General features: G+C 44.5%; 9 protein-coding genes and 1 pseudogene. 8 read left to right on the forward strand and 2 right to left on the reverse strand.

The genetic code is table 11. The annotated features are described in order from the left end of the window. The first annotated feature begins 108 nt into the window (after positions 1-108). From NSA57_RS12945 to glmS, 6 genes are all read left to right on the forward strand, one after another. Positions 109-540: a fucose pyrophosphorylase domain-containing protein gene (locus NSA57_RS12945; RefSeq protein ID WP_257465038.1), complete on the forward strand. Its 432-nt coding sequence runs from the start codon at positions 109-111 to the stop codon at positions 538-540. Next, positions 527-1,366, forward strand: a complete 840-nt coding sequence (locus NSA57_RS12950; protein ID WP_257465039.1) for a GHMP family kinase ATP-binding protein — start codon at positions 527-529, stop codon at positions 1,364-1,366. The genes NSA57_RS12945 and NSA57_RS12950 overlap by 14 nt, the downstream gene beginning before the upstream one ends. A 356-nt stretch (positions 1,367-1,722) precedes the next feature. Then, positions 1,723-2,970, forward strand: coding sequence for a nucleotide sugar dehydrogenase (locus NSA57_RS12955; protein WP_257465040.1), 1,248 nt, complete (start codon positions 1,723-1,725; stop codon positions 2,968-2,970). Between the two features lie 38 nt (positions 2,971-3,008). Next, complete coding sequence (locus tag NSA57_RS12960) at positions 3,009-3,431, forward strand: glycosyltransferase family protein (protein ID WP_257465041.1); 423 nt, start codon at positions 3,009-3,011, stop codon at positions 3,429-3,431. Between the two features lie 319 nt (positions 3,432-3,750). After that, on the forward strand, positions 3,751-5,139 hold the full coding sequence (gene glmM / locus NSA57_RS12965; protein ID WP_257465042.1) for a phosphoglucosamine mutase: 1,389 nt from the start codon (positions 3,751-3,753) through the stop codon (positions 5,137-5,139). 92 nt (positions 5,140-5,231) lie between these two features. Next, the gene (gene glmS, locus NSA57_RS12970; RefSeq protein ID WP_257465043.1) at positions 5,232-7,100 is read left to right on the forward strand and encodes a glutamine--fructose-6-phosphate transaminase (isomerizing); all 1,869 of its coding nucleotides are present in this window, start codon (positions 5,232-5,234) and stop codon (positions 7,098-7,100) included. A gap of 351 nt (positions 7,101-7,451) precedes the next feature. Here glmS and NSA57_RS12975 read toward each other — a convergent pair. Beyond that, positions 7,452-8,858, reverse strand: a pseudogene (locus NSA57_RS12975) (DDE-type integrase/transposase/recombinase); the annotation flags it as partial. Positions 8,859-9,173: 315 nt separating this feature from the next. Here NSA57_RS12975 and NSA57_RS12980 point away from each other — a divergent pair. Then, positions 9,174-9,332, forward strand: a complete 159-nt coding sequence (locus NSA57_RS12980) for a hypothetical protein (protein ID WP_257465044.1) — start codon at positions 9,174-9,176, stop codon at positions 9,330-9,332. Positions 9,333-9,357: 25 nt separating this feature from the next. Continuing rightward, complete coding sequence (locus NSA57_RS12985; RefSeq protein ID WP_257465045.1) at positions 9,358-10,629, forward strand: IS66 family transposase; 1,272 nt, start codon at positions 9,358-9,360, stop codon at positions 10,627-10,629. Positions 10,630-10,744: 115 nt separating this feature from the next. Here NSA57_RS12985 and NSA57_RS12990 read toward each other — a convergent pair. Further along, a protein-coding gene (locus NSA57_RS12990; RefSeq protein WP_257465046.1) for an IS3 family transposase occupies positions 10,745-11,901 on the reverse strand; the annotation gives its coding sequence in 2 pieces (ribosomal slippage) (positions 10,745-11,652 and positions 11,652-11,901; 1,158 coding nt in all). Positions 11,902-12,039 lie beyond the last annotated feature (138 nt).

Here is a 12,039-nt window from a genome sequence, read left to right on the forward strand (position 1 = left end):
CTGTATTTGTAAATTGAAGGAGCAGAATGATGAAAAATATGCAGAAATACAGAAGACTGAAAAATCTTTTTTTTGAGACAGAGCTACCTGGATGCCTGGGAAGACTACATGAGAAGTATCCGGAAAACAAGCTATACTCAGTGGGACTATGTAGTGCTGACCGCTTCTAATGAAGCGCAGGCAGAAGCGTTTGAATGTCAGATCAGGTACAGACAGGAAAGGGGAGTTTTACCTAAAAATACAAAGTTTCTGGTGATTTCGGATCCTGACGGGAAGAGGATCGGATCAGGAGGAGCAAATTTACAGGTACTTCGTGTCCTTTCTGAACAGGAAGGTTTTGGCGGGAATTTCCATGGTAAACGAGTTCTGGTGATTCATTCAGGAGGAGACAGCAAAAGAGTGCCGCAGTATTCAGTATGTGGAAAATTATTTTCTCCTGTTCCACGGGAACTTCCCGATGGACGGCCCTCAACTTTATTTGACGAATTTCTGATAGGAATGGCAGGAGTTCCCTCCCGATTTAAAGATGGCATGTTATAATTCCTTTGCATTACATAAGGCAGCACTGATTGCCTGTGGTATTATCCCGCAGCACGGCAGTGTGAATCTTCAGGATATTTTAAGACGTCTGGGAGGCGGAATTTATATTTCCACCCGGGTTTGTAATGTACCGAAAGGCTCCGGGTTGGGAACCAGCAGTATTCTTGAAGGAGCTGCTGTCAAGGCGATTGGTGAATTTTTAGGAGAAGACTGGTCCGACAGTGTTCTGTATCAGCGAGTGTTGAATCTGGAACAGATCATGAGTACAGGCGGCGGCTGGCAGGATCAGGTAGGAGGCCTGACTCCAGGAGTGAAATACATTACAACAAAGCCAGGGATGAAACAGGAAATTAAAGTAGAACACATAGAACTGGATGAAGCAACAAAAGCAGAGCTTCAGGAACGGTTTGCACTGATTTATACCGGACAGAGACGCCTTGCCAGAAATCTTCTGAGATATGTAGTTGGCGGATATATCGGCGGACGTCCGGAATCCATTGAAGCATTGGAAGAAATGAAACATCTGGCAGTTTTGATGCGGTATGAACTGGAACAGGGGCGGATTGATGAATTTGCAAAACTGCTGAACCGGCACTGGGAGGTATCGAAGAAACTGGATGCAGGATCAACTAACACATGTATTGATCAGATTTTTGAATCCTGTGAAGATCTCATTGATGGAAAGTTTATCTCAGGATCCGGCGAAGGCGGATTCCTGCAAGTTATCCTGAAAAAAGGTGTCACAAAAGAGCATTTAAGGAGAAGACTCAGGAACGTGTTCCAGGATTCCGGTGTAGATATGTGGGAAAGTGAATTTTTGTGGTAAGAAGTATGCTAAATGTACAATAAGACAGTAATCTACTAAAAAATGATATATGCTTAGGAGAGACAGGAATGTATAAATGAATACTTTGACTGATGGGGTAATATTCTGAGTATATTAAGTAGAAGCTTGGTGGAAGTAAAATAAATTTGTGGTATTAAAAATAAGACTGAAGTACTGACAGTAAAGAAAAACATTTGATTGTAATAAATACCTTATTGATTATCAGTTGATTTGTTAGTATGATAAACATGCGTAGGAGAAAATCAAAGAAGTGTATCTGTTCTTTAAGAGATTAGAATATAAATAAAAATTATTATTTAGAGGATTGGTGCAACGAGAACAAAAGGAGAAGTATTATGAAGAAATACAAAATTGCTGTAGCTGGAACTGGTTATGTGGGATTGTCAATTGCAACTTTGCTTTCACAACATCATAAAGTTGTTGCAGTGGATATTGTTCCGGAAAAAATTGAGATGATAAATAACCGGAAGTCACCGATTCAGGATGATTATATTGAAAAATATCTGGCGGAAAAGGATTTGGATCTGACTGCAACCTTGGATGCAAAGACTGCATATTCAGATGCAGATTTTGTTGTAATCGCGGCTCCGACAAACTACGACAGTCACACGCAGCACTTCGACACATCTGCTGTCGAGGCTGTGATCAAGCTGGTCATGGAGTACAATCCGAACGCCATCATGGTAATCAAGTCAACGATTCCTGTGGGCTACACGGCAAGTGTGAGAGAAAAGTTCAACAGCAAGAATATCATTTTCAGCCCGGAGTTCCTGCGGGAATCCAAGGCTCTTTACGACAACCTGTATCCTTCCCGTATCATTGTCGGTACTGATCCGAACAATGAGCGGCTGGTAGAGGCAGCACATGAGTTTGCAGGTCTGCTGCAGGAAGGTGCTATCAAGGAGAACATCGACACGCTGATCATGGGCTTCACCGAGGCTGAGGCAGTCAAGCTGTTTGCTAATACTTATCTGGCTCTGCGTGTGGCCTACTTCAATGAGCTGGATACCTATGCAGAAAGCAAGGGGCTGAATACCCAGCAGATCATTGACGGTGTTTGCCTTGATCCTCGTATCGGCAGCCATTATAACAACCCGTCCTTCGGCTATGGCGGTTACTGTCTGCCGAAAGATACGAAGCAGCTGCTGGCAAACTATGCCGACGTGCCGGAAAACCTGATTGAAGCGATTGTTGAGAGCAACCGTACAAGAAAAGACTTCATCGCAGATCGCGTCCTGAAGCTGGCTGGTTATTATGGCTATGACGAGGACAATGAGTACAATGCGCAGCAGGAAAAGTCTGTGACTATCGGCGTATACCGTCTGACTATGAAGTCAAATTCCGATAACTTCCGCCAGAGCTCCATTCAGGGTGTTATGAAGCGTGTGAAGGCAAAGGGCGCAACTGTGATTATTTATGAGCCGACTCTGAAAGATGGTGCTACTTTCTTTGGCAGCACGGTAGTCAATGATCTGGCGAAGTTCAAGGAAATGAGCCATGCTATTATTGCAAACCGTTATGACATGTGCCTTGATGATGTGAAGGATAAGGTTTATACACGCGATATTTTCCAGCGTGACTAATAGTGTGAGTAGAGAAGTACACAGAGGGGAGATGCAGGATGGAAAAAAAGAAACTGCTGATTTATGCACATTACTACATACCTGATACTGCATCCACAGGTCAGATTCTCCGTGAACTCGCAGAAGGCATGTTGGATAAGTTTGATATTACGATAATTTGTGTGGTTCCAAGCTATTTAGGAACCATTGAAGATAAATATAAGACACAGAAATATTACGAAGAAGAAATCAACGGCGTGAAAGTGCTGAGAATCCGTGTGCCGGAGTTCAGCAAGACCAATAAGAAGAGCCGTGTGAAGAACATTGTTTCCTATTTCTTTGGAGCAATGGGTGCGACCTTCAAGGTTGGCAAGATGGACTATGTGTTCTCTATTTCCCAGCCGCCGATCCTTGGTGGGGAGTGTGAAATAATATGGACAACCAGAGAAAAGCCTGATTTCATGCGGGTTTGCGCGGCTTGACCTTTTTACCTCAACTTGTTTCTGCTTGTCATGGTGCGTTATGGCCAGCGTGTTTTCAGGGGTTAATGGCTTCTGGTTGCGCTCTATACTTAACCCACCACAGCGAAAGCTGATAGGGCAGAAAACAAAATAAGGAGGTACGAGGACAAGCCTGCGTATAGATTGTCACTGCAATCTGTATACAGGCTTGTTGTTGTGCTATGAAGTAAAGTTGAGGAGTAAGAGAATACGATAGCAAGAAGCAATACTTAGCTGAGTGTGTTACAAAGAGGTTCGCTAAAATGTACATGTGTAAAGAATTATATTGAGGAGCAATAAAATGGGAAAGTATTTTGGAACCGATGGCTTCCGTGGTGAAGCTGGAATCACTCTAACCGCTGACCATGCCTACAAGGTTGGCCGTTTCTTAGGCTGGTATTACAACGCTCTGCGTGAGCGTAACGGCGGCGACAACGAGCCCGCCCGTATCGTCATCGGCAAGGACACTCGTCGCAGCTCTTACATGTTTGAGTACAGCCTGGTGGCTGGTCTGACGGCTTCCGGCGCAGACGCTTACCTGCTCCATGTCACGACCACCCCGTCTGTGGCTTATATTGCTCGCGTGGATGATTTCGACTGCGGAATCATGATCTCTGCCAGCCACAACCCCTACTACGACAACGGCATCAAGCTGATCGACTGCTACGGCGAGAAAATGTCCGAGGAGACTTTGACGCTGGTGGAGGACTACATTGACGGCAAGCTCCACGTCTTTGATAAGGAATGGTCGGAGTTGCCCTTTGCCCATCGTGAGCATATCGGCTGCACGGTGGACTATGTGGCAGGCCGCAACCGTTATATGGGCTATTTGATCTCTCTGGGCATCTATTCTTTCAAGGGTGTCAAGGTCGGCCTGGACTGTGCCAACGGTGCAAGCTGGAATATTGCTAAGAGCATTTTCGATGCACTGGGCGCAGACACCTACGTCATCAACAATAAGCCGAACGGTCTGAATATCAACAATAACGCTGGCTCTACGCATATCGAGGGTCTGCAGAAGTTCGTGGTGGAGAAGGGGTTAGATATCGGTTTTGCCTTTGACGGCGATGCAGACCGCTGCCTGTGTGTAGATGAAAAGGGCAATGTCATCACCGGTGACCATATCCTGTACATCTACGGCTGCTACATGAAAGAGAACGGTGAGCTGATGAATAATACGGTGGTCACTACGGTCATGTCCAACTTTGGCCTCTACAAGGCCTTCGATGAGCAGGGAATCGGTTATGCCAAGACCGCTGTGGGCGACAAGTATGTTTACGAGTATATGGCAAAGAGCGGCTGCCGTATCGGTGGTGAGCAGAGCGGCCACATTATCTTCTCTAAGTACGCAAGCACTGGCGATGGTATCCTGACCGGTCTGAAGATGATGGAGGTCATGCTGGCCAGGAAGATGCCTATGAGCAAGCTGGCTGAACCTTTGAAGATCTATCCGCAGGTGCTGGAAAATGTTTGCGTGACCGATAAAAAGGCTGCACAGAACGATCCGGCAGTGCAGGAGGCTGTCAAGGCGGTTGCGGAAGCACTGGGCGACACTGGTCGTATTCTGGTGCGTGAGTCCGGTACCGAGCCGCTTGTCCGCGTGATGGTGGAAGCCCCTGACCACGATACCTGCCGGAAGTATGTTGATGAAGTTGTCAAGGCAATCAGCGAAAAGGGATATAAGGTGTAAAGCCAGGAATGGAGCTGGAATTAATCGAAACCGCTTTACATAGAGGAAAAGCATAATAGAGTAGAGAAGTAAGCAATGGGAGGAATAAGCCTATGTGTGGAATCGTTGGTTTTATAGGAAAAAGGCAAGCAGCACCGATTCTTTTGGACGGTCTGTCAAAACTGGAATATAGAGGATATGACTCGGCAGGGTTAGCTGTCCGTGATGGCGAAGAACTGGCACAGGTCGTGAAAGCGAAGGGGCGCTTGTCCAATCTGATCGAGAAAACAGATGGAGGTAAGGCGTTAAAAGGAACCTGTGGTATTGGTCATACTCGTTGGGCAACTCACGGTGAGCCGAGCCAAACCAATGCACATCCGCATGTTTCAGGTAACTGTACCCGTTCTGGTTCTGGTACAGTGGAGTCTGAGGTCGTTGGCGTACATAACGGCATTATCGAGAACTATACTGAACTGAAAGAAAAGCTGTTGAAGCATGGCTATACGTTCTATAGTCAGACGGATACTGAAGTAGTCATCAAGCTGGTGGACTACTATTATAAAAAGTACAATCTTGGTCCTATCGATGCCATTGCTAAGACGATGGTACGTGTCCGTGGCTCCTACGCTCTTGAACTGATGTTCCGGGATTATCCGGGTGAGATTTGGGTGGCGCGCAAGGATAGCCCGATGATCATTGGTATTGCGGATGGCGAAACCTATGTAGCTTCGGATGTCCCTGCAATTCTGAAATACACTCGCAATGTGTACTACATCGGCAATCTTGAGTTCGCAAGGCTCGTTCCGGGTGAAGCTCACTTCTACGATTTGAACGGTGATGAAATCGAGAAGCAGACGACAGAGATTAAGTGGGACGCAGAGGCGGCGGAAAAGGGCGGCTTTGAGCATTTCATGATGAAAGAGATCCATGAGCAACCGAAAGCAGTTCAAGATACCTTGAACTCTGTCATCAAGGACGGTGCCATCGACCTGTCCAGTGTGGAAATCACTGAGGATGAGATCAAAAACTTCGAGCAGATCTATATTGTTGCCTGTGGGTCTGCATGGCATGTGGGCATGGCTGCTCAGTATGTGTTAGAAGATATAGTGGATATCCCGGTGCGTGTGGAACTTGCATCTGAGTTTCGCTATCGTAAGATGCCGCTCAATCAGAAGGCACTGGTGATTGTTGTCAGCCAGTCTGGTGAGACGGCAGATACGTTGGCGGCACTGCGGTTGGCAAAAGAAAAAGGCATAATCACAATGGCAATCGTTAATGTTGTCGGTAGTAGCATTGCCCGTGAAGCAGATAAGGTGTTCTACACACTTGCTGGCCCTGAGATCTCTGTTGCAACGACCAAGGCATACAGCGCACAGCTAGCAGCCATGTACTGTCTGGCAGTTCAGTTTGCAAAGGTCAGAGGAAAAATCACGGAGGAGCAGTACAGCTACTATATTTCTGAACTGTTGACTCTCCCAGAGAAGATGCAGAAAGCTCTGGAAGATAAAGAGCGCATCCAGTGGTTTGCAGCAAAGTATGCCAATTCTCATGATGTTTTCTTCGTGGGGCGTGGCATCGATTATGCGGTCGGCTTGGAAGGTAGCTTGAAGCTGAAAGAAATCAGCTACATACACTCTGAAGCATACGCTGCTGGCGAACTGAAGCACGGAACCATTAGCCTGATTGAGCAGGGAACACTGGTCATCGGTGTGCTGACCCAGAACGAACTCTACGAAAAGACAATCAGCAATATGTTGGAATGCAAGAGCCGTGGCGCTTATCTGATGGGGCTCACTACTTATGGCAAGTATGAAATCGAAGATCAGGTGAACTTCACGGTCTATGTTCCAAAGATGGACGAACATTTTATCGGTAGCCTAGCTGTGATACCTTTGCAATTATTGGGATATTATGTGTCCGTTGCCAAGGGATTGGATGTAGACAAACCGAGAAATCTAGCAAAGAGTGTTACGGTAGAGTAATTTTATAATGTTGTTTCACGGCTGAAAAGCCTTTATTTTATATTAAAGGTAGTGTCAAATGATTTATGAAAAACAGAGTCAAAGAAAAAGGCTCTGATGAACCTTGAAAATTGCAGATATTAATTCCAATAAGCTCTCCGAGGGCTTAGGGGGGTGCCCTAAGAACCTACAAGGGACCAGTCCCTTGATCCATTATCGGGCTTTGCCCGAGCCCATCCTCGCCGGAAGGCAGGAAAAGGGCGCAGTTGCCCCTTTTCTGCTGGATAGGATAATCCGAGAACTTTATGTCAATAAACTTTCGCGGCATATCCTCGCAGCCGGCAAAGCCGTCTGTTCCGGTATTCCACGGTTCTATTGACAACAGTTCCGCTCCGATGCAGCAGTACCATTTTTCTGTATGTTCAGAATGGTCTGTTGTCCAAGAAAGATCAGAAGCTGCCACTTGCCAGGCATATTGTCGACACCCTGAAGCATTTCTACTTCATTGAGGACTTTATAGCCTGCATGCTTATGTGGACGCAGGAAATTATAGTAAGCGACCCAGAGCGCCAGATCATAGTTGGCACCGTCGATGTTGTCGAACCCATTTGTATGGCGGTAAGAAGCTTTATAAGTACGGTTCAGTCGTTCAATCATCTGTTTGAATGGACGATGTTCTGTAGAGACAGCATCGTCGTTGGTAAGTCCAATGACCTGGGTAACTGTGAATGTAAAGTCTTTGCCAAACTTCTTTGCGAATTCCATTGAAGCAAGAGGATAAGCACTGTAACCATCCGCAATGAATTTAAAATTTTTTGGGAGTTTTGCAAGCCCATGGAAAGCCATACGCATGGCAAGGATGCAGGGGCCAACACCACGGTTATCGGAGACCTGATAGCCGAGGATGGAACGTGTGGCTGCATTCATGATCAGCCAGACGTAAGTTTTGATACCACGGATCTTTATGTAAGTTTCGTCAGCAGTGAAGACATTATTTTTCTCGTAAGGATACTGGTCAACGAATGGCTTGATACAGATCGCAGCGGTTTTACAGTAGTTGGCGATCTGCTGATGGGAAATGCTGATGTTATACAGGTCTTTTAAAGCCTGTGATGTCTTTCGCAGGGAAAGTCCCAGATTGACGTGGAGCGTCAGGCATAAGGACATGACATGGGAATTGTGCTTATTGAATTTAAGTGAAGAAGCATTTTTAGGCAGGGTATTTAAATCCATGCTGAAAAAATCCATCGTGAACTCACGGTAGATATAGTGAAGCTGATATTTGTTTTTGCCATAATCCTCTGCGAGGTCTGCTTTGTCAACTTTCTTGAGATTGTGGAGGTAATACGGACATTTGGGATTAACGCACTTATGGACAATGAAGTGTTTTCTGTCCTTTTTAGGAACCAGGGTATTGCCACAGTGAGGGCAGCGTAGCTTTACGGAAGAAAATCTGCTTTCATCGGGTGAGAACCTGGAATCACAGATCTTGCACATGAGCTGTCCTTTGGAACCGTTATTCTTGTAGAGGAACAGTTTTGGGGCATCACAACGCGGGCAGGTACAGGAGTCAGGGATGTCACATTCTGACCGGCGGCTGATCGGACGGATTTTCTTACCATAACGTTTTTCGTAGTAAGGAATGAGTTCTTTGTAAGTCCAGTCCTGACGGAAGTCCGTGATCAGAGGGAGTTCATCGATTTTAAACTTTTGGTACTTTGGGGAGTGGGAATCATCAAAAGCCCACTGCTTGAGGGGAATATATCTGCAGATAAAATGTTACTGTTCAAGGGTTAGCATAAGTCATTGTAAAAAATGACGAAATTTATTTTTTTATTTTGTGGATAATTGTTTTAGGCAGGAAAAACTGTGTTTATAGTTTTTCCTGCTATTCTTTTGGGAGAAAGTTATACACCAAAATTTAAATTTTATCTGCTGTTCGTGTTGTTTAAACACTCATATTAAAGCATTTCCAGTTACAAAAAGACTCTTTATCCACAGTCAATTTGACGAAAGTGTAATTTCAGGTGATTCGCTTTTTGAGTGTATTTTTGTTATACTCTTTTTAACGAAAAAGGAAAGAGGTTCATGGACATGGATTTAATTGAAGAGCTTAGAAAACGTGATGAACTTCTTGCTGGTTATCTCAAACAGATTGAGATCCAGGAGGAATTTATCCAAAAGCAGAAAGAATTGATCGAATACCTAGAAGATCATATTTCAAAGATCACAGATATAATCAGCGGCGTTTGATTATAAATGTGCTGGAGGAAAATGTATGCCTGACACCTATGATTACATCACACTTATGTGCCGGCTGAAAGCTGCACAGGCCAGAAATAAAGAACTTGAATCCGGTGAAAAATATATCCAGCTGAAAGAACTCCATCAAAAGGATTGCAGAACTTATGAACATAAGATCCGGACGCTGGAGACTGCAGTGACGGATGCACATAAAGAAACAATCCGCGTACGTAACTACTGGTTTCAGGTTTTGGAAGCCATGCTTTTAGAGTTTGAAGCTATGCAGAAAAAAGCAGATCAAAAACTTCGAGAAATGGAGAAGCGTGCTCTTTTTGCCGAAAAACAAAGAGAGGATGCATTGGATAAGGTAAAAGAACTCCAGGTTAAATTTTATGAGACAGCTTCCAAACTGGAGGAAGAACTGGGGAAAAACCTGAAACTCCGTGCACAGATAAACCGGGATTATGAAAATTCATCGATTCCTTCCTCGAAAACCATCAAGCATAAAAAAATCACAAACAGCAGGGAAAAAACAGGCAGAAAGCCGGGAGGTCAACCCGGTCATAAAGGACATAGACGAAAGAAACAGGAGCCAACACAACCAGTAATACTTCTTCCACCGCGGGAAGAAGTCCTTGAAGACCGCTTTTTTAAAAAGACTGCAAAGACCATCGTAAAACAACTGGTAAGCATCCGTATGGTCCTGGATGTAAAAGAATACCATGCAGATGTTTATTATAACAGCCAGACAGGAGAACGTGTACATGCTGCCTTTCCGGACGGCGTTATTGATGATGTGAATTATGATGGCAACATTCGGGCGTTCCTGTTCCTTTTAAATAATGACTGTTGTACTTCTATTGATAAGAGCAGGAAATTCCTGTCAGACCTGACTGGTGGAAAGTTAAATATATCGAAAGGAATGGTAAGTAAACTCGGTAAGGAGTTTGCTTTAAAAACTGAGCCTGAACGCAGGTCTGCCTATGCAGATATGCTGCTTTCTCCCGTTATGCATACAGATTGTACCACTGCCAGGGAAAACGGAAAGAGCTGCCAGGTATATGTTTGCGCGACACCGGATGGAAAAGCGCTGTATTTTGCCCGCGAGAAAAAAGGACATAACGGGGTAAAAGGTACTGTCACGGAGGATTATCAGGGAATCCTTATCCACGATCATGACAAGACCTTTTATCATTATGGGTCAGATCATCAGGAATGTCTTGCCCATGTACTGCGTTACCTGAAAGACAGTATAGAGAACGAACCGGAACGGACCTGGAACAGGGAAATGCGTTCACTGGTATAGGAAATGATACATTTCCGAAAAGGCATCCAGCCACCTCAGGAGCCGGATCTGAAAAAGGTTTGTTGTGGTCAAGCATTTTTGTAACACTTGTGGCTAAAAAAATATCATAAATCAATTATGCTGCATTCCGTGTTTCAAAAGGGGTGCGATAACCATTGAAACTATGGGGACGCACATGATTGTAGGCAACATATGCGAATTCCTCGACAGTCTGATAAAGCGCTTCTTCCGTAGTGAATTCATACAAGTTTGTGCACTCATTTTTCAATGTGTTGAAATAACGCTCCATCGGTGCGTTGTCATATGGGTAACCTGCTTTGCTCATGCTTTGCGTCACATTTACCGATTCACAGAATTCGGTAAATGCTTTCGACGTATATTGTGTTCCCTGATCAGAATGCAGGATTATCCCTTCTTTGATAGATGGTTGTGATCCTAACGCCTTTTTCAGCGTGCGGACAGCAAGGTCACTGGTGATATTCCGGTCTGTGATACTCGCGATCACGCTGCGGTCATAAAGATCCAGGATCGTGCAGTTATACCTCACCTCATGGTTCTTTAAAAACAGATATGTAAAATCCGTACACCATTTTTGATTCGGTTTTTCTGCAGTAAAATCCTGATGAAGCATGTTATCAAACACTTTATGCGGTTTGGCATGTCCGCAAACCGGCTTTTTAGGACGTACAATGGAAAATAATTTCATCTCTGTATTCATGTATTTATGAATGGTTGTTGGGCTGTAGCGATATCCTTGGCGTGCCAGATAAACTGTCATGCTCCGGTATCCATCCACACCTCTGTGCTCATGGTAAATCTCCCGGATTTTTGCCTGTACCTCTGATTTTTGGGTATCATAATCCGCCTTCCGGTGTTTCCGGTAGTTATAATAAGCATTTGGGCAGATGTCAAGCCGCCTGAGCAGCCAGCGCAAGCCAAAATAGTCATGGTATTTTTCAATAAACCGATAAGCCTCTAATCGATTTCTTTTGCAAAGAATGCCGCCGCTTTTTTTAAGAAAAGATTCTCCTTTCGTGATTCTTCAAGCTCTTTCCGAAGACGGAGATTCTCTTTCATCAACTCAGCTTCATTTGGGGATTCTGGATTTAAAATGGCTTTTGTCTGGCATTCTTCGCTAAATTCAGCACACCATTTAGAGATACTGGCTTTTGATACACCATACTCAGCGGTGATGCTTTTGTAAGTACGTCCTTCTTCCAGATGGAGACGGACAATTTTCTTTTTAAATTCAGGTGTGTAAGTTTGTGGCATAATAGTTCCTCTTTTCTTTCTGAGATGATTATATCTTATTAGCCACTACTGTTACAACTTTATTGTACCAAGTCGCTAGCGCGACGGCTAGTCCTAAGTACGTGGTTCTATTACTTTTTTTCAAAGAAATCTGTTTTC

Origin of the sequence: Blautia caecimuris (genome assembly GCF_024622975.1) — a bacterium.
Taxonomy (GTDB): Bacteria; Bacillota; Clostridia; order Lachnospirales; family Lachnospiraceae; genus Blautia_A; species Blautia_A caecimuris.

Bases quoted from the DNA above. Each gene is read 5' to 3' on its own strand.
- NSA57_RS12945 (WP_257465038.1), top strand. From the start codon at position 109: ATGAGAAGTATCCGGAAAACAAGCTATACTCAGTGGGACTATGTAGTG.
- NSA57_RS12950 (WP_257465039.1), top strand. From the start codon at position 527: ATGGCATGTTATAATTCCTTTGCATTACATAAGGCAGCACTGATTGCC.
- NSA57_RS12955 (WP_257465040.1), top strand. From the start codon at position 1,723: ATGAAGAAATACAAAATTGCTGTAGCTGGAACTGGTTATGTGGGATTG.
- NSA57_RS12960 (WP_257465041.1), top strand. From the start codon at position 3,009: ATGGAAAAAAAGAAACTGCTGATTTATGCACATTACTACATACCTGAT.
- glmM (WP_257465042.1), top strand. From the start codon at position 3,751: ATGGGAAAGTATTTTGGAACCGATGGCTTCCGTGGTGAAGCTGGAATC.
- glmS (WP_257465043.1), top strand. From the start codon at position 5,232: ATGTGTGGAATCGTTGGTTTTATAGGAAAAAGGCAAGCAGCACCGATT.
- NSA57_RS12980 (WP_257465044.1), top strand. From the start codon at position 9,174: ATGGATTTAATTGAAGAGCTTAGAAAACGTGATGAACTTCTTGCTGGT.
- NSA57_RS12985 (WP_257465045.1), top strand. From the start codon at position 9,358: ATGCCTGACACCTATGATTACATCACACTTATGTGCCGGCTGAAAGCT.